This is a genomic window from Rhizobium sp. 16-488-2b (assembly GCF_017741815.1).
Classification (GTDB): Bacteria; Pseudomonadota; Alphaproteobacteria; order Rhizobiales; family Rhizobiaceae; genus Rhizobium.
Map to the genome: position 1 here is coordinate 128,038 of NZ_JAGHMF010000007.1, position 19,696 is coordinate 147,733.

At 61.9% G+C, this 19,696-nt stretch carries 22 protein-coding genes; 4 read left to right on the top strand and 18 right to left on the bottom strand.

What is annotated here, in order from left to right; translation table 11 throughout:
- From J5286_RS06805 to cysS, 3 genes are all read right to left on the bottom strand, one after another.
- Positions 1–480 (bottom strand): GFA family protein, encoded by a 480-nt coding sequence (locus J5286_RS06805; RefSeq protein ID WP_209189745.1) that lies wholly within the window; start codon positions 478–480, stop codon positions 1–3.
- Complete coding sequence (locus tag J5286_RS06810) at positions 477–845, bottom strand: endonuclease domain-containing protein (protein WP_209189746.1); 369 nt, start codon at positions 843–845, stop codon at positions 477–479. Before J5286_RS06810 ends, J5286_RS06805 begins: the two co-directional genes overlap by 4 nt.
- Positions 846–1,078: 233 nt before the next feature.
- On the bottom strand, positions 1,079–2,485 hold the full coding sequence (gene cysS, locus J5286_RS06815; protein ID WP_209189747.1) for a cysteine--tRNA ligase: 1,407 nt from the start codon (positions 2,483–2,485) through the stop codon (positions 1,079–1,081).
- Between the two features lie 433 nt (positions 2,486–2,918).
- On the opposite strand from cysS, the gene J5286_RS06820 reads away from it, so the two are divergent.
- A complete protein-coding gene (locus J5286_RS06820) occupies positions 2,919–3,590 on the top strand; it encodes a glycoside hydrolase family 25 protein (RefSeq protein ID WP_449089917.1) in 672 nt (223 codons plus the stop codon).
- A 10-nt stretch (positions 3,591–3,600) separates the two neighbouring features.
- On the opposite strand, the gene J5286_RS06825 is transcribed toward J5286_RS06820, so the two are convergent.
- From J5286_RS06825 to J5286_RS06870, 10 genes are all read right to left on the bottom strand, one after another.
- Positions 3,601–4,341 carry an SDR family NAD(P)-dependent oxidoreductase gene (locus J5286_RS06825; protein WP_112941339.1) on the bottom strand — a complete coding sequence of 247 codons (741 nt, stop codon included), beginning with the start codon at positions 4,339–4,341 and terminating at the stop codon, positions 3,601–3,603.
- Positions 4,342–4,411: 70 nt separating this feature from the next.
- Complete coding sequence (purF, locus tag J5286_RS06830) at positions 4,412–5,902, bottom strand: amidophosphoribosyltransferase (protein WP_113008453.1); 1,491 nt, start codon at positions 5,900–5,902, stop codon at positions 4,412–4,414.
- Between the two features lie 146 nt (positions 5,903–6,048).
- Positions 6,049–6,675 (bottom strand): CvpA family protein, encoded by a 627-nt coding sequence (locus J5286_RS06835; RefSeq protein ID WP_209189749.1) that lies wholly within the window; start codon positions 6,673–6,675, stop codon positions 6,049–6,051.
- Between the two features lie 93 nt (positions 6,676–6,768).
- Positions 6,769–8,172: a DNA repair protein RadA gene (gene radA, locus J5286_RS06840; protein WP_018898771.1), complete on the bottom strand. Its 1,404-nt coding sequence runs from the start codon at positions 8,170–8,172 to the stop codon at positions 6,769–6,771.
- 9 nt (positions 8,173–8,181) lie between these two features.
- Positions 8,182–8,505 carry a type II toxin-antitoxin system RelE/ParE family toxin gene (locus tag J5286_RS06845; RefSeq protein ID WP_245205573.1) on the bottom strand — a complete coding sequence of 108 codons (324 nt, stop codon included), beginning with the start codon at positions 8,503–8,505 and terminating at the stop codon, positions 8,182–8,184.
- Positions 8,462–8,758, bottom strand: coding sequence for a type II toxin-antitoxin system ParD family antitoxin (locus tag J5286_RS06850; protein WP_047513374.1), 297 nt, complete (start codon positions 8,756–8,758; stop codon positions 8,462–8,464). The genes J5286_RS06845 and J5286_RS06850 overlap by 44 nt, the downstream gene beginning before the upstream one ends.
- A gap of 73 nt (positions 8,759–8,831) precedes the next feature.
- Entirely contained in the window at positions 8,832–10,001 is a 1,170-nt protein-coding gene (gene alr, locus J5286_RS06855; RefSeq protein WP_209189750.1) for an alanine racemase, read from the bottom strand.
- Positions 10,002–10,084: 83 nt separating this feature from the next.
- A complete protein-coding gene (locus tag J5286_RS06860) occupies positions 10,085–10,447 on the bottom strand; it encodes an HVO_A0114 family putative DNA-binding protein (RefSeq protein WP_209189751.1) in 363 nt (120 codons plus the stop codon).
- Entirely contained in the window at positions 10,444–10,734 is a 291-nt protein-coding gene (locus tag J5286_RS06865; RefSeq protein ID WP_209189752.1) for a toxin-antitoxin system TumE family protein, read from the bottom strand. The genes J5286_RS06860 and J5286_RS06865 overlap by 4 nt, the downstream gene beginning before the upstream one ends.
- Before the next feature lie 50 nt (positions 10,735–10,784).
- On the bottom strand, positions 10,785–12,278 hold the full coding sequence (locus tag J5286_RS06870) for a replicative DNA helicase (RefSeq protein WP_018898765.1): 1,494 nt from the start codon (positions 12,276–12,278) through the stop codon (positions 10,785–10,787).
- Between the two features lie 329 nt (positions 12,279–12,607).
- Between J5286_RS06870 and J5286_RS06875 the strand changes: the two genes are divergently transcribed.
- Genes J5286_RS06875 through J5286_RS06885 form a run of 3 tightly spaced genes read left to right on the top strand, consistent with a single transcriptional unit; the run spans position 12,608 to position 15,818 of the window.
- Positions 12,608–13,051 (top strand): MarR family winged helix-turn-helix transcriptional regulator, encoded by a 444-nt coding sequence (locus J5286_RS06875; protein WP_047513361.1) that lies wholly within the window; start codon positions 12,608–12,610, stop codon positions 13,049–13,051.
- 10 nt (positions 13,052–13,061) lie between these two features.
- A complete protein-coding gene (locus tag J5286_RS06880; protein WP_209189753.1) occupies positions 13,062–14,738 on the top strand; it encodes an MFS transporter in 1,677 nt (558 codons plus the stop codon).
- Between the two features lie 15 nt (positions 14,739–14,753).
- The gene (locus J5286_RS06885) at positions 14,754–15,818 is read left to right on the top strand and encodes an HlyD family secretion protein (protein ID WP_209189754.1); all 1,065 of its coding nucleotides are present in this window, start codon (positions 14,754–14,756) and stop codon (positions 15,816–15,818) included.
- 77 nt (positions 15,819–15,895) lie between these two features.
- Here J5286_RS06885 and rplI read toward each other — a convergent pair whose 3' ends face one another.
- The 5 genes from rplI to J5286_RS06910 form a co-directional block, all read right to left on the bottom strand.
- Positions 15,896–16,471 (bottom strand): 50S ribosomal protein L9, encoded by a 576-nt coding sequence (gene rplI, locus J5286_RS06890; protein ID WP_018898761.1) that lies wholly within the window; start codon positions 16,469–16,471, stop codon positions 15,896–15,898.
- A gap of 21 nt (positions 16,472–16,492) precedes the next feature.
- Positions 16,493–17,479, bottom strand: a complete 987-nt coding sequence (locus J5286_RS06895) for a YybS family protein (protein ID WP_209189755.1) — start codon at positions 17,477–17,479, stop codon at positions 16,493–16,495.
- A gap of 155 nt (positions 17,480–17,634) precedes the next feature.
- Positions 17,635–17,883, bottom strand: a complete 249-nt coding sequence (gene rpsR, locus J5286_RS06900) for a 30S ribosomal protein S18 (RefSeq protein ID WP_007531286.1) — start codon at positions 17,881–17,883, stop codon at positions 17,635–17,637.
- Positions 17,884–17,895: 12 nt separating this feature from the next.
- Entirely contained in the window at positions 17,896–18,354 is a 459-nt protein-coding gene (gene rpsF, locus J5286_RS06905) for a 30S ribosomal protein S6 (RefSeq protein WP_018898759.1), read from the bottom strand.
- Between the two features lie 289 nt (positions 18,355–18,643).
- Complete coding sequence (locus J5286_RS06910; RefSeq protein WP_209215336.1) at positions 18,644–19,594, bottom strand: extracellular catalytic domain type 1 short-chain-length polyhydroxyalkanoate depolymerase; 951 nt, start codon at positions 19,592–19,594, stop codon at positions 18,644–18,646.
- Positions 19,595–19,696: the final 102 nt, after the last annotated feature.

Below are 19,696 nucleotides of genomic sequence, written 5' to 3' on the forward strand. Positions count from 1 at the left end.
TCACGGACGCTTTTCCTCGGGCCATGTTGCGGTGTCGTGGTCGGGGTGTTGGTAGGAAACGAGATCGAGCACGAAGGGTGCCGCCTCGGCATCGTCTTCGGTCACGCGGGCCGGCAGTTCGTGCAGGTGATCGACGAAAGCAATCTTGCGCTCGGTGCCGAACTGGATAACGGGCGGCAGCGCCGAGGGATCGTCGAAGGCACCGGCGGCAATCGCGATCCCATCCGGCGCCTCATAGGTCAGCGGCGTACCGCAATCGGCGCAGAAGCCGCGCTCGACGACGTTGGACGACTGAAACCGCTTCCGCTCCCCCCGCGTCCATTCAAGCTCGGCGCCACGCACCGATACCAGCGGCGCATAATAGGCGCCGAAAGCCTTCTGGCACATGCGGCAATGACAGATCGAGGAGTCCTTGAGCGTCCCCTGGACCCGAAAACGGATCGCGCCGCACTGGCAGCCGCCTGTGTAGGTTGAGGTCATGAGCGGTGCCTTCCTATGATCGTGAGGATATGCAGGCAGACATTGTCGATATCGTGCAGGACATCGTCGTTCCAGAAGCGAAGGATCGTCCAGTTATCGGCTTCGAGGCGACGCGTCCTTCCTTCGTCATAGACAGCGTTCGGTTCGCGCGCGTGCTGCGAGCCATCGATCTCGACGATAAGCCGATGCTGGGGGCAGGCGAAATCGACGATGAAGCCGGCGACCGGAACCTGTCTGCGAAAGCCGATGCCCATCAGTCGATGCGCGCGTAGTTCGTTCCAAAGCTTCAGTTCAGCTTCGGTCAGTGTCTTGCGCATGCGCTTGGCGTTGGCGCGGCGCTGCGGGGGAACGGGGGCATGGGTCATCGCATGCTCCTTCGTTAGCGCAGGGGGCGTGTTACCCCCCTCTGTCCTGCCGGACATCTCCCCCACAAGGGGGGAGATCGGATAGTAGCGATCGCTCGTCCCTACGCAACGTTGAGTGAACTCGAAGCGTTGATGGCTGGGCGATGCGGCCACGCCCAGCCGATCTCCCCCCTTGTGGGGGAGATGCCCGGCAGGGCAGAGGGGGGTATCGCGGGCCGCAGCGCTGACCATGACTACCGCTTCACCTCCCACGTCGTCACCCGCTCGCCGGTCGCCGCGTGCTTGCCGTCCTTCAGTTGCACGCCCTCGGCCAGCAGCGTGTCGCGAATCTTGTCGGCTTCGGCGAAGTTCTTGGCCTTCAGCAGTTCCAGTCGCGCCTTCACGCGCCGGTCGATCTCGATCGCCACCGCCTCGTCGATCTCCGCCATCTCTGGCAGAAGACCGAGCAGGGCCGCACTGGCCGCGTAGGTCGGCAGCAGCGATTTGTCGGCGTTGGCCTCCTGCGCCAGCGCATGCAGCGCCTGCACGGCAGCCACCGTGTTGAGATCGTCGCGAAGTGCGCCGAGGACCGCCTCAGAGGGTGCGGCGTCGCCGGCGTCTGCCGCCGGCCACTTCGCCAGCAGGCGTTCGGCCTCTTCGAGGCGCTTGATCGAGAAATCGATCGGCTCGCGGTAATGCGTCATCAGCATGGCAAGCCGCAGCACAGCGCCCGGCCATTTACGACCGCCGAATTTCTCCGTCGCCAGAAGCTCGTTGATGGTGATGAAGTTGCCTTCCGACTTCGACATCTTGCGGCCTTCGACCTGCACGAAGCCGTTGTGCATCCACACATTCGCCATCACATCGGTGCCGTGGGCGCAGCGCGACTGGGCGATCTCGTTTTCATGGTGCGGGAAGATCAGGTCGAGCCCGCCGCCATGGATATCGAAGACGTCGCCGAGATAGCGCTGGCTCATCGCCGAGCACTCGATGTGCCAGCCGGGACGGCCGCGGCCCCAGGGGCTTTCCCAGCCGGGTTCGCTATCGCTGGAGGCCTTCCAGAGAACGAAGTCGCCGGGGTTCTTCTTGTGTGCGTCGACCGCGATGCGGGCGCCCGCCTGCTGTTCGTCGAGCGGCCGCTTGGAAAGCTGCCCGTAATCAGCCATCGACTTGGTGTCGAACAACACCTCGCCTTCGGCCTCATAGGCGTGCCCACGCACAATCAGCCGCCCGATGATCTCGATCATCTGCGCGATATTGTCGGTCGCGCGCGGCTCCACGGACGGCTCGAGGCAGCCAAGTGCGGCCACATCCTCGTGGAACTGCCGCGCCGTCTTCTCGGTCACGGCATGGATCGCGTCGTTCAGCGAGAGGCTCGGATGATCGCGCAGCGCCCGCGCGTTGATCTTGTCGTCGACGTCGGTGATGTTGCGTGCATAGGTGACGTGATCGTCGCCATAGACATGCTTCAGCAGCCGGAAGAGCACGTCGAAGACGATGACGGGGCGGGCGTTGCCGATATGGGCGAAGTCATAGACGGTCGGGCCGCAGACATACATGCGCACGTTGTCGGCGTCGATCGGTGCGAAAACCGTCCGTTCGCGCGTCAGCGTGTTGTAAAGCTTGAGTTCCGGCGTCTTCGATCCCGACTGGCCGTCCATGTCTATTCTCCCAAAATGCCATAATCCGAAAAACGACGTATCGCGACCGGCGGGCCGGGGCGTTTGTCATCTTGGCGTATTGGGAGACGAAAACGGCCAGGCCAGCGAGCGCGCTAGCGAATAATCTTCCGGCAGATGATGCAGGTAACCGTCTTCATGGCGGGTTTTATGGCCCGGCTTCGGGCGTTGGTCAAGGGGGGGTGAGACGCGGTCGGGCGCAGCCCGAGCAATCGATCCAGCGAATCGATTGCAGCGTCGAACGCCCGGAGCGCAAGCGAAGGGCCGGGCGGTCACGACATCGCTCAAGCCCGCCCTATATCAGGCAACGACGAAGGGCAAAGCGGAGCTAACATTGAAGCGAATACATCAGGCATTGCTTGTCGCCATCCTTCTGGCTGTCGCTTCAGCCGCCTATCTGGCATACGATCGCGCCATGGCCCCTTTCTCACCTCCCTCGCTCACCGATTATCCGATCCAGGGCATCGACATCAGCCACCATCAGGGCGCTATCGATTGGAGCGCGGTGGCGGCGCAGCCGAATGTCCGCTTTGCCATCATGAAGGCGACCGAAGGAGGGGATCACCGCGACACCCGCTTTGCCGAGAACTGGCAGGCGGCAAAGAATGCGGGCATCGTCAGGGGCGCCTATCACTTCTTCACCTTCTGCCGACCCGGCCGCGATCAGGCGCAGAACGTGCTGGCGACGGTTCCCTCCGAACCGGGAACGCTGCCGCTTGCCATCGATCTCGAATTCACCGGCAATTGCGGCAAGGTGCCGACACGCGAGGAATTGAGCGGCGAGCTCAAGGCGTTCTTCGGGGAACTGAACGGCGCCTATCCCGGCAAGCCGATCTTCTACCTCGATCAGCCCTTCTTCGATCAATATCTGAAGGGGCACGAGGCGATGTTTCCCGCGCACCATCTCTGGCTGCGAAGCATCGCGGCGGAGCCGTCGGTGGGCGATTGCTCGATATGGTCGATCTGGCAGTTCGCCGATACCGGCAGTGTTGCCGGCATCCAGGGGCCTGTCGATCTCAACGCGCTCTGCCCGGCCGAACCCGACCTATCGGGCCTCTTCCGGGCGGCAGCGCAAGTGTTGCGGTAGCCGAAACGGCTTAGCCGGGCATCTGGTAGCCGACGAGCTTGTTCTCGCGAACGATGAACAGCTTGCCAGTCTCTGTGTAGTCGGGAGCCAGAAGCGGCATCATCGCCTTGGCAACCTCGGAAGGATGCGGCAGCGTTTCCGGATCTTCGCCCGGCACGGCCTGCGCGCGCATCGCGGTGCGCGTGGCGCCCGGATCGACGCTGGTGACGCGAAGAGGCGTGCTCTGCGTTTCGCCAGCCCAGGTACGTGCCAAGGCCTCTACCGCAGCCTTGGACGCCGAATAGGCACCCCAGAACGGACGACAGCGATGGGCGGCGGCGGACGAGAGGATTACGGCGCGTCCGGCTTCGGAGCGCGTCAGCAGCGGATCGACCGAGCGGATCAGCCGCCACGTCGCCGTGACGTTGATGGTCATCACCTTCTCGAAAACCTTCGCCTCGATATGGCCGATCGGCGAGATCACTCCGAGCACGCCGGCATTGGCGACGAGAATGTCGAGCTTGCCCCAGCGTTCGAAGATCGAGGCGCCGAGCGCATCGATGGCGTTCATGTCGGCAAGGTCGAAGGGAACGAGCGTCGCCGAGCCGCCGACGGCCTTGATCGCGTCATCGAGATCCTCGAGGCCGCCGACCGTGCGGGCGCAGGCGACGACATGCGCGCCGGCCTTGGCCAACTCGAGTGCGGTGAAATAGCCGATCCCGCGCGATGCGCCGGTGACGAGTGCGACCTTGCCGGTGAGATTGACGCTCATTGTAGCCTTATCCGTATGCGCGGGGAGGCGAGGGGCGCGGACGGCCCCTCGATCGAAAGGTCAGTCGAGATCAGCCGTTGCTCGCCATGACGGCGAGCTTGCGGACATTGCTGGTGCTGTCGTTGTCGAGCAGGCGCGTCGGGTAGTCACCGGTGAAGTAGTGGTCGGTGAACTGCGGATTGGCCGCATCGCGGCTCTCGCCGCCGACGGCGCGGTAGAGGCCGTCGATCGACAGGAACTCGAGCGAGTCTGCGCCGATATAGTCGCACATCGCCTGCAGGCTCGAATACTGGTTGGCGAGCAGCTTGTCGGCATCGGGCGTATCGATGCCGTAGAAGTCCGGGAAGTAGATCATCGGGCTGGCGACGCGGATATGAACTTCCTTGGCGCCGGCATCGCGGATCATCTGCACGATCTTCAGCGAGGTCGTGCCGCGAACGATCGAATCGTCGACGAGCACGACGCGCTTGCCTTCGATCATCGCGCGGTTGGCCGAATGCTTCAGCTTCACGCCGAAGGCACGGATCTGCTGGGTCGGCTCGATGAAGGTGCGGCCAACATAGTGGTTGCGGATGATGCCGTATTCGAACGGAATGCCGCTCGCCTGGGCAAAGCCGAGGGCTGCCGGCGTGCCGCCATCCGGCACCGGCACGACGACGTCGGCCTCGACGGGGGCTTCCTTGGCAAGGTTGATGCCCATGTTCTTGCGCGCCGTGTAGACGCTGCGGCCGCCGACGACGGAATCGGGACGGGCGAAATAGACATATTCGAACAGGCAGAGGCGTTCCGGCTTCGGCTGGTCGGCCTTGCGAGAATCGATCGTGATCGAACCGTCGGGCTGGATTTCACAGATGATGACTTCGCCGTTCTCGACGTCGCGAATGTATTTCGCGCCGATGATGTCGAGCGCACAGGTCTCCGAACAGAAGATCGGCTTGCCGTCGAGCTCGCCCATCACGAGCGGGCGGATGCCGATCGGGTCGCGAGCGGCGATCAGCTTGGTGCGGGTCATCGCCAGCATCGAATAGCCGCCCTCCATCTGGCGGATGGCGTCGATGAAGCGGTCGGAGGAGGAGGTCTGCTTGGAGCGGGCGATCAGGTGCAGCACCACTTCGGTGTCCGACGTCGCCTGGAAGATGGCGCCATCGGCGATCAGCATGCGCCGCATCGTCAGGCCGTTGGTGAAGTTGCCGTTATGGGCAACGGCGATGCCGCCGACTTCGAGTTCGGCAAACAGCGGCTGCACGTTGCGCAGCGCCACTTCGCCCGTCGTGGAGTAGCGCGTGTGGCCGATCGAAATGAAGCCCGGCAGCTTCGCCAGCGTCGCCGGATCGGTATAGTGGTCGCCGACGAGGCCCATGCGCTTTTCGGTATGGAACTGCTTGCCGTCGAAAGTGACGATACCGGCCGCTTCCTGTCCACGATGCTGCAGGGCATGCAGCCCGAGCGCTGTCAGCGTTGCGCCATCGGGATGACCGAGAACGCCGAAGACACCGCATTCCTCATGCAGCGTATCGCCATCGAGTTCGTCGTTGAGCGTGGAGGAATGGGACTGGTTCATTGATGCGGGCCTTTGCTCTCACAAGAATGGAATGGCACTTCCGAAAACGGCGTAAGCCCGGCGGAGCGTGTGCCCGGCCGGACCTTTAGTCGCGTCCCCCTCAAATGGCAACTGCCATAGGCTGGGTCAAGCTGTTGAACACTGCGTCAATTAGACGGCTGCTGTGCACCATTGGCAGGGGCCGGCGCGGCATCCTCGGCCGGCGCCTGATCGGAAGCCGGCGCATTGTCGCCTTCCGCATTGCCGCCCTGCGGCTGTAGTTTCTCCATCACGCTCGCGCGGATCACCTGGGCGAATTCAGCAGGCAGAACCGACTGCAGCTTCGTCACCATCGAATCCAGGAACGGCTTGGACTTGGCGTTGTTCACCCAGCTCGGGCGGTGATCGACATCGACGAGCCAGTTCCAGAAAGCGGTGGCAACGACGAGCAGAAGTATGCCTCTTGCCGCGCCAAACAGGAAGCCCAAAGTACGGTCAAGCGCGCCGATGCGGCTGTCGATGATGAAATCGGCGATCTTCATGGTGATGAAGGAAATGACGATCAGCGCGATCAGGAACACGACCGCGGCCGAGCCGACGAGCGCGATGCGGTCATCGTCGGTGTATTTCTTGGCGTAGGGCACGAGATAGGGGTAGAAATAGTAGGCCGCGGCAGCCGAGCCGCCCCAGCTTGCGATCGAGAGCACTTCGCGGGAGAAGCCGCGCACCATGGCGAGCACGGCGGAAAAAAGCACGACGCCGATGACAATACCGTCGAAAATCGTAATGGGCATATAAATCCAACTCCAGGACGGCCGCCAATTCGCAGCTCAGTCGCGCCTCATTGCGTGCATCCTATATCATCACCTGTTGCGGCGATGAAAGGATCAAACCTCTTCTTCCACACGTCTCAAAGCGCCCTTCGAGCCGGCGATCCGGGCGACCAGATCCGGCAGGCTTTCGATCTCGCTCCAGCGCCCGCCCGTGCCCTTCGGCAGTTCGGCGGACCCCGATGGAAGCAGCGCTGCAGAAAATCCGAGCTTCTCGGCTTCTTTGAGGCGCTGGTTCGTGTGCGCAACCGGCCGGACGGCGCCCGACAGGCTGACTTCGCCGAAATAGACACAATCGGCGGGAAGGGCAATACCGGCAAGCGACGAAACCAAAGCGGACGCGACCGCCACATCGGCTGCCGGCTCTGAAATCCTGTAGCCGCCCGCGATGTTGAGATAGACGTCGTGCTGCCCGAGCTTGACCCCGCAATGCGCTTCGAGCACGGCGAGGATCATCGATAGTCGCGCCGAATCCCAGCCTACGATCGCGCGTCGCGGTGTGCCGAGCGATGTCGGCGCCACCAGCGCCTGCACCTCGACAAGGATCGGCCGCGTGCCCTCGATGCCGGCGAAGACGGCAGCCCCTGGCGATTTCTCGTTACGCTCGCCGAGGAAGAGCTCGGAAGGGTTCGCCACCTCGCGCAAGCCCTTGTCCGACATCTCGAACACGCCGATCTCGTCGGTCGGCCCGAAGCGGTTCTTGACGGTGCGCAGGATGCGGTAGTGGTGACCTCGGTCGCCTTCGAAATAGAGAACGGCATCGACCATGTGCTCGACCACGCGTGGACCGGCGATCTGCCCGTCCTTGGTGACGTGGCCGACGAGCACCATGGCGGCACCCGTCTGCTTGGCGAACTTGATCATCGCCTGCACGCCGGTGCGCACCTGCGTCACCGTGCCGGGCGCGGATTCGGCAAGATCGCTCCACAGCGTCTGGATGGAATCGATGATGACGAGGTCGGGCCGCTTGCCTTCGGCGAGCGTCGCCAGGATATCCTCGACATTGGTCTCGGCCGCGAGCAGCACATCCGTATCCGCTGCCCCAAGGCGCTGCGCCCTGAGCCGCACCTGCGCTACGGCCTCTTCGCCCGAGACATAGATGATCCGGTGCCCGCGCCGCGAAAGCGCTGCCGCCCCCTGCATGAGCAGGGTCGACTTGCCGATGCCGGGATCACCGCCGATCAGCACCGCCGAACCGCGCACGAAACCGCCGCCCAGCGCCCGGTCAAGCTCCGAAATGCCGGTGTGGATGCGCGGTGCTTCCTCGATCTCGCCAGACAGCGCGGTCAGCGCCACTGGGCGGCCTTTCTTCGGCGTCTTCGCCGGCCCACCGCCGATCCCACCCATCGGGTCTTCCTCGACGATGGTGTTCCACGCGCCGCAACCCTCGCATTTGCCGGCCCAGCGGCTATGGATGGTGCCGCAGCCCTGGCAGATGAATTGTGTTCTTGCTTTTGCCATGAGGAAGGATCAGTCTTCTTGTTCTGTCTGATAAAAACGCAGGAAATGTGAGAGCTCGATCTCCTGCCGTCCATGCAGCACGCGCAGGACGGAAAGCGTCTCATCATCAATGAAGAAATAGATACAGCGATTGCGATAAGGGAAAGCCCGCAACCGGGGAATGAACTCGCGCGGACTTCCGGCTATGCCGAGCTTTGCTATCCATTCGATCTTGCCGTTGATGTCATCGAGAAAACGGCGCGCAGCAAGCGCATCGAAGGCTGCAACATGATCATACATGCCGAGAAGATCATCCAGCGCCTCGAACGACATTTTCAGCTGACGCGGCCGCATTCTTCCGTTCCTCCGCCATCATGAGAATGTGCTTTGTCAGATCTTCGGCGCTTTCGAATGTGATGGCGCGTCCGGCATCGATGTCATCGATGCCCCGTTGGATCAGATGGCGCAGTTCCTGTATCTCGCCTTCTTCGCTGCCAAGCAGTCTCAACCCGGCCGCAATAACGTCTTCGGCGTTTCGGTATCGTCCGTCTGCTACCTGCTCCTCAATGAAGGTGAGGTCTTGCTCGCTGAGATGGATCTCGGCCATTTCGATCTCCTTTTGTTCTCTTTTAGCACGAAGATTTCCGGCTTCCAAGAGGCGCAGGCAGGGATTCCAAGCCCTAGCCGTCGTCCTCGCTCAGATACCGCCGCTCGTGGCGCAACCCCATGCTCGTCAGCACCTCGTAGCCGATCGTGCCCGCCGCGCGCGCGACGTCGTCGACCGAGATGTTCTTCCCGAAGAGCTCGACATAATCGCCGGCGTTCACCGCGTTCTCGGGCAGATCGGTGATGTCGAAGATCGTCATATCCATGGTCACGCGTCCGGCAATCGGCACCTTGCGTCCGGCAATAAAGCCGTGGCCGCTCTGGGGCGCCACTTGGCGCAGGGGGACGCCACCACTGGATTGGCTGCGCAGATACCCGTCGGCGTAACCGGCCGAGACGATGGCGAGCCGGCTGTCGCGGGTAATTTCCAGTGCGCGGCCATAGCCGACGCCTTGGCCGGCCTTGGCATCACGCACCTGAATGACGCGCGCTTCCGCCGTCACGACCGGGCGCATCGGATTGGTCATGCCGTTCACCGCCGCGCCGCCATAAAGCGCGATCCCCGGGCGGGTCAGGTCGAAGTGATAATCGCTGCCGAGGAAGATGCCGGCGGAGGCCGAAAGGCTTGAATCGATACCTTCATAGGCGGCGCTAACCTTGCGGAATGATTCAAGCTGTTGCCGGTTCATCGCCGAGTTCGGGTCGTCGCCGCAGGCAAGGTGGCTCATGACCAGCACGGGCGCGAAACTCGCCGGACGCGACACATCGTCGGCGAGCGCGATCGCCTCGTTCATGTCGAGGCCCAGCCGGTTGAAGCCGGTGTCGACATGCAGCGCGCAAGGATAGTCGCCATACTCGGCCAGCACCGCCATCCAGAAGGCAAGCTGCTCCTCCGACGATATGACCGGCACGAGATCGTTCTCGAAAAAGCGCCGTTCGGTCCCCGGCCAGATGCCTGCGAGCACGAAGATACGGGCGTCGGGAGCATAGAGCCTGAGTGTCACGCCTTCATCGACGGTCGCCACGAAGAAATCCCGCGCGCCCGCCAGATAAAGCGCCTCACCGGCGTCCTCCATCCCGGTACCATAGGCATCGGCCTTGACCACGGCCGCCGTGCGCGCCTTGCCGGAACGCCGCGCCATGTCACGCCAATTGTCGGTCAGCGCGGCCAGATCTACCGTCAGGCGCAAACCCGCGGAGGCAAAACGGTCTTCTTCTTCGTAGTCGTCGGTAAAATCGGTCATGATTCACATCTGCAGTGGAGGCGGAGGGAGGTCTCCGCTCATTGTAAGGGTCGGATGATTACAAGGAAGAGACGGCGCTTTGCTCACGCAACGCTGCGAAGGTCGAAGTCGGCATGGATTACCTCATAGGGCACATGGATGCGGCCTTCTTCGTTGACCTCGATCAGTCCCCATTCGATCAGCGCGGCCGCATCCTCGTGGACCCGCTTGACGTCGCGGGACAGCGCGGTGGCCAAGCCGCGATAGGTCGAAGGGCCAATCGCTTGCAGGCGCTCGATCAATGTCCAGCGTTTGGGCGTCAGCACCGAGAAGAGCTGTTCGGGCGATGAAAAGGTGAACAGGTGAGGTTGCGCTTCGCCGCTGTTCCAGGCTTTGGCGAACCCATCGATCGCGTTGCCGATCGCGGCATCATCATCTTTTTGAATTCGGATCGTGGCGGTTGTCATCTGCGCCGGCTCCTTCTGATGTCGACGTCTCTGCGAAAATCTTCGAGAAGTCTTTCGACGGTCGAGAACGCGTATGCCTCTTCATTGCCGTCGAGGTGCTTGTGGTCGCCCTTGCCTCGCTCGTTGTCATACCCGACGACGCGTTGTCCGGGATAGCCATAGAAGAGGCTGTACTTGTAGTCGTGGGCGCTACCCGGCACCGGCTGAGCGACTTTCCAGACGATCAACTCCTGGATTGCGCCGTCCGACAACACGGATTTCGAGCGGTAAAGCAGTTGCGCCCTCATGTTGGCGATAATGCCAACATGAGGGCGCGGTGTCAAATACGGTCAGGCCCTTACTGCTCTTCGTAATGCGTGAAGCTCGGCTCGGCCAGATCTGCGAAGCGAGTGAACTCCGACTGGAAGGCGAGCTTGACGGTGCCGGTCGGTCCGTGGCGCTGCTTGGCGATGATGACGTCCGCCGTGCCCTTCACCTTGTCGAACAGCGCTTCCCACTCCGGATATTTCGGATCGTGGATGTCGCGCGGCTCGAGGTTCTTCACGTAATATTCCTCGCGGAACACGAAGAGCACGACGTCGGCGTCCTGCTCGATCGAGCCCGATTCACGAAGGTCGGAGAGCTGCGGGCGCTTGTCTTCGCGGCTTTCGACCTGGCGCGACAGCTGCGATAGCGCGATGATCGGCACGTTCAGCTCCTTGCCGAGCGCCTTGAGGCCTGTCGTGATCTGGGTGATTTCCTGCACGCGGTTGTCGCCCTTGCCGGCGCCCGTCATCAGCTGGATGTAGTCCACCACGAGGCAATCGAGGCCGCGCTGACGCTTCAGGCGGCGCGCGCGTGCCGATAGCTGGGCGATCGAGATGCCACCGGTCTGGTCGATATAGAGCGGCACTTTCTGCATCATCATCGAGCAGGCGACGAGCTTTTCGAAATCGGCGTCGTTGATGTCGCCGCGGCGGATCTTCGACGAGGAGACCTCGGTCTGCTCGGAGATGATACGGGTGGCCAGCTGTTCGGACGACATTTCGAGCGAGTAGAAGCCGACGACGCCGCCCTGTTTCGCCTTCATGCTGCCGTCGGACTGCACTTCGCCTTCATAAGCGGCGGCGATGTTATAGGCGATGTTGGTCGCAAGCGAGGTCTTGCCCATGCCCGGGCGTCCTGCAAGTACGATCAAGTCGGACCGCTGCAGACCGCCCATCTTGCCGTCGAGCGACATGATGCCGGTCGAGATGCCGGAAAGACCGCCATCACGCTCCTTGGCGACGGCAGCCATGTCGATCGCCAGCGCCACCGCGTCGTTGAACGCCTGGAAGCCGCCGTCGTAGCGGCCGTTTTCGGCAAGTTCGAACAGGCGGCGCTCGGTGTCTTCGATCTGCGCCTGTGGCGGCATGTCGAGCGGCGCGTCGTATGCGATGTTGACGACGTCCTCGCCGATGGTGATCAGCGCCCGGCGCAGCGCCAGATCGTAGATCGCGCGGCCGTAGTCCTCGGCGTTGATGATGGTGACGGCTTCGCGCGCCAGGCGGGCGAGGTATTCGGAGACGGTCATGTCGCCGACCTTTTCGTCGGCCTTCAGGAAGGTCTTGATCGTTACTGGATTGGCGATCTTGCCCATGCGGATGATATCGCCCGCGACCTCGAAGATCTTGCGGTGCAGCGGCTCGTAGAGATGCGGCGGCTTGAGGAAGTCCGACACCCGGTAATAGGCGTCGTTGTTCATCAGGATCGCGCCGAGAAGCGCCTGCTCGGCCTCGATGTTGTTGGGTGCTTCGCGGTAGTGCTGCTCCGGCTGGGCAACAGCGGCGATCTTTCGGGCGGCGTCGTTCATCTTGATCCGTTCTGTCTTATTCAGCTTCGGGTTTGCAGCCCACCAACGGCAAAATCAAGTGCTGAACATGGCGTGCGGCCAAAACGCTTTGGCTTTGGCACGTTGTTCGACTTCTCCACAGCGCATCTTGCCATTACGCGAAAATACCGGCGGTGTAGCCTTCCGGACACGGTACAAAGCGACTCACGCGAATCAACGCGTTCGTGGTATTTTAGGCGTTGATAGGGGAGTGTGCATCGAGACTCTCGTCATCACCGCTTGAAAAACGCGGGAAATGACTGTAGGCATAAAAGATATAATAAGCACACTAATTAAATGGACTGATAAATATGACAAATGCGCCTCTCGGACGAGAGTTGATTGAAGATTTGGCGGCTTTCAACCGGAAGCTTAGAGCGGTTTTCGACAAGATCGTCCGGGAACGGAACATGACGCTGCCACGGGCGCGTGTGTTTTTCACGCTGAACAAGAAGGACGGCATCAACCAGCGGGAGCTTGCCGACCGGCTGGAGCTGGAAACGCCGACATTGGTCCGGATTCTGGACGCGATGGAAGGGCAGGGCTTCGTCGAGCGCCGCGTCGCTGGCTCCGATCGCCGCGCCAAGGAGATCTACATCACCGAGACAGGCAAGGTCGTCGCCGGCGAGATCGACGATATCGCCGTCAGCGTGCGCGCCCAGGTGATATCAGGTATTCCCGAACGCGATCTGAGAACTACCTTGGATACGATACGGGCCATGCAGGCGAATTTGCAGGGCATTCGCGGAGTGTGAGGAAATAGCAATGAGCCTCGTCCAGGCGTCCAGCGACAGTGTTGCGCCAAAGGCCGCGGACGAGGCGGCATCACCAGTGCCGCAGCCTGCGCCGCCGCCCGTGGTTCCGATGGCCGGCTGGAAGAAGCCTTTCTACATGGCCGCGTCGGTCCTGCTCTTCGTTACGCAGGGTCTCGGCATGAACCTTGTGAATGCCAATATCTATCAGCTTCAGGGATCGTTTTCGGCGACGGCCGCCGAGGTCTCGTGGCTGTCGGCGGCCTATATGGCGCCATATGCCAGCCTGTCGATCGCGCTCTTCAAGATCCGCACGCAATATGGCCTGAGACGTTTCGCCGAATTCAGCATCATCTGCTTCGTCTTCGCCGCGGTGCTGAACCTTCTCGTGACCGATCTGCACTCCGCAATCGTCGTCCGGGCGCTGAGCGGCATTGCTGCGGCGCCGATCTCCACGCTCGGCTTTCTCTACATGCTCGAGCTCTTTCCACCGGAGCGCAAGCTGACGACAGGCATCAGCCTCGCTTTGATGTGCACACTATTCGCCGCCCCGATCGCACGCATCATCTCGCCGCCTCTGCTTGATCTCGGCGGTTACCACGCGCTCTATACGCTGGAGATGGGACTGGCGCTGCTGGTCTTCGCCATCATCTATACCATGCCTTTGACCTCGCCGCCGCGCGCGGTCGTCATCCAGCGCCTGGATTTCCTGAGTTATCTGCTGCTTGCCGTCGGTTTCGGCTGCCTCGCGGTCGTTCTCACGCTGGGGCGTCTCTACTGGTGGTTCGAAGCGCCGTGGATTGGTGTTCTCCTTGCTGTCGCCGCCGGTTGTCTGGCGCTCGTGGTGGCGATCGAGCTGCCGCGCGAAAATCCGATGCTGGATATCCGCTGGGTGCTCTCTGGCCCCAATCTCAGGATGGCGGGCGTGCTTCTGATGTTCCGCTTCGTCTCCTCTGAGCAATCGTCGACGGCCGCGAACTTCTACCAGCAGCTTGGCCTGCTGAACGATCAGACGACCAAGCTCTACGCCATCGTTCTGGTCGCGTCGGTGCTCGGCGGATTGTTTTGCACGCTGTTGATGACGACGCGCTACGTCAGCACCGCGCATTTGATATCGCTGGTGCTCATCGCGGCAGGCGCCTATCTCGACAGCCAGTCTACCAGCCTGACCCGGCCGGAACAGATGTATCTCAGCCAAGCCTTGGTCTCGGCGGGAGCGGCGATGTTCCTGCCGCCGGTGATGGCGAGCGGCTTCAAGGCGGCCATGGCCCGTGGCTATCCCTTCATCGTCAATTTCCTCGCGATCTTTCTTTTCACCCAGAGTATCGGCTCGCTCTTCGGCTCGGCCATGCTCGGCACCTTCGTGACCATCCGCGAGAAGTTCCACTCGAACGTGCTGGTCGAGCATATCCTGCTGCAGGATCCGCTGGTTGCGCAGCGCGTCTCGCAGCTTTCCGCGGGATACGGCAAGGTCATCACCGACCAGACATTGCTCAACGCCGAAGGGCTGGCATTGCTGTCGCAGCAGGTCACGCGCGAAGCCTATACGCTTGCCTACAACGACACCTTCCTCGCAATTTGCGTGGCGTCTCTTCTCGGTCTCCTGGTCATGCTTCTTCATCAGGCATGGCTGCGCCTCTCCGAGCGCGGAGCCGCCGAGCCGAATGCCTCCGCAGCCGTTCAATCCTGATCACGAGTTCACCGCATGTCGAAATTCTTCCGGTCGCCTGCCAGCCTCATCGCCATTATCGCCGGTATCGCGGGCATCCTGCTCGTGCTTTACGCCTGGCGGCTGCCGCCCTTCGTGACGTCGGTTGAGACGACCGATAACGCCTATATCAGGGGCTACGTGACGATCATGAGCCCGCAGGTGAATGGCTATATCGTCGATGTCCCGGTGAAGGACTACCAGCAGGTCAAGCAGGGTGACGTGCTGGCCAAGATCGACGACCGCATCTACACGCAGAAGCTTGCCCAGGCCCGCTCGGCACTTGAGGGGCAGAAGGCGTCGCTCGAGAATTCACGCCAGTCGGAACTTTCAGCAAAGGCGACCATTGCCTCAAGCCAGGCGCAGATCGATAGCGCCAACGCCTCGCTGAAGCGCGCGCAGCTCGCTTGGGATCGCATCAGCAACCTCAACGACAGGGGCATCGCCTCGGCAAGCGAATCCGAGCAGGCGCAGGCGACGCTCGAGGAAGCGAAGGCCGCGTTGAACCAGGCGCAGTCGGCGCTGGAAGTGTCGAAGCAGAACCTGGCGACCATCATCGTCAATCGCTCGCTGCTGGAGGCCAATGTGGCAAGCGCGGAAGCGACCGTGCATCTGGCCGAGATCGATCTGCAGAACACCTCGATCCTGGCGCCGCGTGACGGCCATCTCGGAGAGATCGGCGTTCGCCTCGGCCAATACGTCGCGGTAGGCACGCAACTGATGGCGGTGGTGCCGGAAGAGGTCTGGGTCGTCGCCAATTTCAAGGAGACGCAGCTTGAGGGCATGCAGGTCGGCCAGCCCGTCTCGATCGTGGTCGATGCCCTGGGGCGTCAGCGGCTCACCGGCCGCATCGAGCGTTTTTCGCCCGCTGCCGGTTCTGAATTCGCGGTCATCAAGGCCGACAACGCCACCGGCAATTTCGTCAAGATCGCCCAGCGAGTCGGCGTTCGCATCAGCATTGATCCCGGCCAGCCTGCCGCGAAGGGCCTCGGGCCCGGCCTGTCTGTTGTCGTCAGCGTCGACAAGAGCGCCGAGCCCGAGCAGAAGACGGCGGCGAACTAATTTCCGTTGGATAGTGGGCAGCAAAAAGCCGGGCGCGAGGCCCGGCTTTCGCATTCGGGAGATTGCTCTCCAGAACCTTATTCGTCTTCGGCGTTGCCGTCGGCTTCCGGATCGAAGAAGTCTTCCGGACGCAGAGCGTCTTCGTCTACGCCGTAGATGGCGTCAACCGACGTCAGGGTTTCGCCCTTGGCCTGGCGCTCAGCTTCGTCAGCCGAACGAGCAACGTTGAGCTCGATCTTGATTTCGACTTCAGCATGCAGCTGCAGTTCGACCTGGTGCAGACCGATCGTCTTGATCGGGGTGTTCAGGTGAACCTGGTTGCGGCCGATGTTGAAGCCTTCGGCAGCCAGGATTTCAACGACGTCGCGAGCAGCGACCGAGCCGTACATCTGGCCGGTTTCGCCAGCCGAACGAACGACGATGAAGGACTTGCCTTCGAGAGCGTCGGCAACGGTCTGTGCTTCCGACTTGCGCTCGAGGTTGCGGGCTTCGAGCGTTGCACGCTCGGATTCGAAGCGCTTCTTGTTGGCGTCGTTGGCGCGCAGAGCCTTGCCGAGCGGCAGCAGGTAGTTACGGGCAAAGCCGTCCTTGACCTTTACCACTTCGCCCATCTGGCCGAGCTTGGAGATGCGTTCGAGAAGAATGACGTCCATGTCAGTTTTCCTTTCGTGTTCCTAGAGTTTCGAATCTGTCTGTTTGGGGGCATCAGCATCCTTGTTCGGGGTGAGCGCGATCGCCTTGCGGGTATCGCTGAGCCCCAGAACGAGGATGAAAAAGGCTGGCAGCATCAACATGAGAGATGCCAGGTAGCAGAGGATAAGCGCCGGCAGGCGCCATTCCTTGCCGCGCGTGCGAAAATGCAGCGCGGCGAAACCGGAGAGAAGGAAGCCGGCACCGAACGTGCCGACGACGGTTGCTCCGACCATCGCCGGGATGCCGCCCAGAAAGGTTGCGGCAAGCCCGAGAAGGAAGATGAAGATCGTGTTGCGGTTCATCCTGAGCGAGGAGGGGATATCCTCGCGCGGACGCAGGCCGCCGCCGGACGCAGCAACGATGCGCGTCGCGATGTAATAGGCCGCAAACAGCATCACCACCCACATGCCGCCCTGAATGGCCGGCAGAAGCAGGAGAACGAGTGACTTGGTCTGCGCGATAACGGCCGCGTCTGGCGTGAAATCGGATTGCTGCTGCGCCACCGAGGTGAAGAGCACGTCGACCAGACGGTCGATCAGTTCGGGGCCATAGCCGATCATCACGCCGACGACGATGACGGCGAACGTCACGAGGCCGCAAAGATGCAGCAGGATATCCGACAGCGGATACCACGCCATCAGATGATCGGGCCCGCCGAGTTCGGAAGCAGGGCGCGCGAGATTGGCGAGGTGGCTGATCCAGCCTGCCGGCAGAAGCGTGACCAGCGTCATCATCAGCGCGAAGGACGGCGAGATGGCGATCGCGCCTAGGACGGCGGCGGTAACGACGGCCGAGATCGCCGCCATGTTGCCCCAGCCGAGGCCGACAAGAAGAATGGGAAGCGCGGAAGCCGCGTAGAGGACAGCACTGAAAGACGACGGCTGCCGGCCAGCGCCCAGCACCAGAAGTGCGGCGACGAACCCGGCGAGGGCTCCAACGCCCAGCATTTTTGCATTCAGTGGTTTCACGGTCGCTGTCCTGCTTCATCAAGCAGTTAGAGGGCGTTTTCTGAATCGGTTTCAGAATGCCTCAACATGGGTTTTAAGGGTTCCGATCCGCGCCCATCGCGAAAGGGAGAAGGGAAGGCATTGCTGCCTTCCCTCGATTTGGTCTCGTCAGCTGATTAAGCGACGACGTACGGCAGCAGGCCGAGGAAACGAGCGCGCTTGATCGCCTGAGCGAGTTCGCGCTGCTTCTTCTGCGAAACAGCCGTGATACGGGAAGGAACGATCTTGCCGCGCTCGGAAATGTAGCGCTGCAGGAGACGAACGTCCTTGTAGTCGATGCGCGGAGCGTTTGCGCCGGAGAACGGGCAAGTCTTGCGACGACGGTGGAACGGGCGGCGTACCGGTGCGGAGGAAGATTCAGACATTCTCAGTTCTCCTTATGCACGGTCTTCGCGCGGGGCGCGATCAGGACGCGGGCCACGCTGGAAGTCGCCATCACGACGCGGCGGACGATCGCCGAATTCGCGACGCGGGCCACGGTCGGCGCCATCACGCGGGCCGCGGTCGTCGCGGTCGCGCTTCTGCATCATGGCAGACGGGCCTTCTTCGTGAGCTTCAACAGCGATGGTCATGTAGCGAAGGACGTCTTCGCTGATGCGCATCTGACGTTCCATTTCCTGCACGGCAGCAGCCGGGGCGTCGATGTCGACGAGAACGTAGTGAGCCTTGCGGTTCTTCTTGATGCGGTAGGTCAGGGACTTGAGGCCCCAGTTTTCTACGCGCCCGACCTTACCGCCGTTAGCTTCGAGTACGCCCTTGTACTGTTCTACGAGGGCTTCTACCTGCTGAGCGGAAATATCCTGTCGGGCAAGGAATACATGTTCATAAAGAGCCATGATAGCTTTGCCTTTCTTGCGTTTATTCAACCCGATATTCGGCGGCTAAGCCTCAACGACTGCTCCTGATTGGGTGAACCCAGGCAAGAAAAGCGTTCCGAGACGGTCGAGAGCGGAGACACGGGAGGCTGGAACGCTTCCGTTCCGAACGATTTCCCGTGGGAAACCGGCCCTCCGTTCAGCCACCAGCCAGAAGACCGGGTTTTTGCGAACAGGGCGGCTTATACGGATTTCTGACGAAAACGCAAGGCCGCCTGGGAAAACATATCTCCACCAGCGAAAAACGGGTTTACCGCGGCGGTTGCGACAGGAAGAAATCGGCGATCGAGCGGCTGGCATCGATTTGCCGGCTGGTCACGCCAACGAACAGACGTCGCGCATATTGCACGCCGCCGGGCCAAGTATGGCCGCCACCGACCACCGTTAGCACCTCGACGGTGCCCGATGGTCGGCATCCGTCGTATCGCGTGACGACGACGCGTGTGCGGTCGAGTCGAGCGGTCGGAGCGAGCGGTGCCGAGTTCCCTGGCAGAGCGCACCCATTGTTTCTGGCCCAGAACGCGGCCGTGTCGCTGACCGACAAGACCTTGCCTCCTTCGCCCGCGCCCCCGAAATCGGCGACATCCCCGCCCTTGAACGGCATGATTGGATCGGCAGTGCCGTCGATCCGCAATACGGCGACCGGACGTTCGGGGCGGCATTTCGCGGCTATGTCGCTTGGCAGTGTTCCAGCAACCGGCGCAATCGCGGCGATGCGTCGGGAGAGGTCGCAACCGAGCCGTTCGGCAAAGAGTGCGCCGTTCGAAATGCCCGTCGCGTAGACGCGTTTGTTATCGATGCCATAGCTCCGCTGCACCTGATCGATGAGCGCGGAAACGAAGCCGACGTCGTCTTGAGGATTGCGGATCGTTGAACGTCCGTCGTTCCAGTGCTTGTCGATGCCGTTGGGATAGGCAACGATAAAGCGTCGACTGTCGGCGACGGCATCAAGACCGCTCAGCCGGCGCATGGCCGGTCCCTGCTGGCCGCCGCCGTGAAAGGCAAGCACCAGGGGAAAGCCATCTGGCGGGCGCGGGCCATCAGGCACGTGCAGGGTGAAGCTGCGAACGGTGCTCCCGACCGTCACCTGACCAGAAGGATCCGCCGCCGAGGCAGCGGACGCGACGGCGACACCGGCCAGAAGCGCGGCAGATCCAAGAATGATCCTGTGAATGAGGGACCTGTAAAGCGAACTAGTCATCTGAGTTCCCATAAAGTATTGAAATATAAGCAATATGAAATGATCGCAGGCCGAAATTCTGGTGCTGCGGTCAGTGCCGTAAGGCAAAAACGAAGTGAGCCG

What these genes read in the sequence shown, in the direction of transcription:
- J5286_RS06825 (WP_112941339.1), bottom strand. Translation starts at nt 4,341, where the DNA reads ATGAGCGTCAATCTCACCGGCAAGGTCGCACTCGTCACCGGCGCATCG.
- J5286_RS06845 (WP_245205573.1), bottom strand. Translation starts at nt 8,505, where the DNA reads ATGCGGCCGCGTCAGCTGAAAATGTCGTTCGAGGCGCTGGATGATCTT.
- radA (WP_018898771.1), bottom strand. Translation starts at nt 8,172, where the DNA reads ATGGCAAAAGCAAGAACACAATTCATCTGCCAGGGCTGCGGCACCATC.
- J5286_RS06910 (WP_209215336.1), bottom strand. Translation starts at nt 19,594, where the DNA reads ATGACTAGTTCGCTTTACAGGTCCCTCATTCACAGGATCATTCTTGGA.
- J5286_RS06885 (WP_209189754.1), top strand. Translation starts at nt 14,754, where the DNA reads ATGTCGAAATTCTTCCGGTCGCCTGCCAGCCTCATCGCCATTATCGCC.
- rpsF (WP_018898759.1), bottom strand. Translation starts at nt 18,354, where the DNA reads ATGGCTCTTTATGAACATGTATTCCTTGCCCGACAGGATATTTCCGCT.
- rplI (WP_018898761.1), bottom strand. Translation starts at nt 16,471, where the DNA reads ATGGACGTCATTCTTCTCGAACGCATCTCCAAGCTCGGCCAGATGGGC.
- J5286_RS06805 (WP_209189745.1), bottom strand. Translation starts at nt 480, where the DNA reads ATGACCTCAACCTACACAGGCGGCTGCCAGTGCGGCGCGATCCGTTTT.
- rpsR (WP_007531286.1), bottom strand. Translation starts at nt 17,883, where the DNA reads ATGTCTGAATCTTCCTCCGCACCGGTACGCCGCCCGTTCCACCGTCGT.
- J5286_RS06820 (WP_449089917.1), top strand. Translation starts at nt 2,919, where the DNA reads ATGGCCCCTTTCTCACCTCCCTCGCTCACCGATTATCCGATCCAGGGC.
- J5286_RS06875 (WP_047513361.1), top strand. Translation starts at nt 12,608, where the DNA reads ATGACAAATGCGCCTCTCGGACGAGAGTTGATTGAAGATTTGGCGGCT.
- cysS (WP_209189747.1), bottom strand. Translation starts at nt 2,485, where the DNA reads ATGGACGGCCAGTCGGGATCGAAGACGCCGGAACTCAAGCTTTACAAC.
- J5286_RS06870 (WP_018898765.1), bottom strand. Translation starts at nt 12,278, where the DNA reads ATGAACGACGCCGCCCGAAAGATCGCCGCTGTTGCCCAGCCGGAGCAG.
- J5286_RS06860 (WP_209189751.1), bottom strand. Translation starts at nt 10,447, where the DNA reads ATGACAACCGCCACGATCCGAATTCAAAAAGATGATGATGCCGCGATC.
- J5286_RS06865 (WP_209189752.1), bottom strand. Translation starts at nt 10,734, where the DNA reads ATGAGGGCGCAACTGCTTTACCGCTCGAAATCCGTGTTGTCGGACGGC.
- J5286_RS06850 (WP_047513374.1), bottom strand. Translation starts at nt 8,758, where the DNA reads ATGGCCGAGATCCATCTCAGCGAGCAAGACCTCACCTTCATTGAGGAG.
- J5286_RS06880 (WP_209189753.1), top strand. Translation starts at nt 13,062, where the DNA reads ATGAGCCTCGTCCAGGCGTCCAGCGACAGTGTTGCGCCAAAGGCCGCG.
- J5286_RS06810 (WP_209189746.1), bottom strand. Translation starts at nt 845, where the DNA reads ATGACCCATGCCCCCGTTCCCCCGCAGCGCCGCGCCAACGCCAAGCGC.
- alr (WP_209189750.1), bottom strand. Translation starts at nt 10,001, where the DNA reads ATGACCGATTTTACCGACGACTACGAAGAAGAAGACCGTTTTGCCTCC.
- J5286_RS06835 (WP_209189749.1), bottom strand. Translation starts at nt 6,675, where the DNA reads ATGCCCATTACGATTTTCGACGGTATTGTCATCGGCGTCGTGCTTTTT.
- purF (WP_113008453.1), bottom strand. Translation starts at nt 5,902, where the DNA reads ATGAACCAGTCCCATTCCTCCACGCTCAACGACGAACTCGATGGCGAT.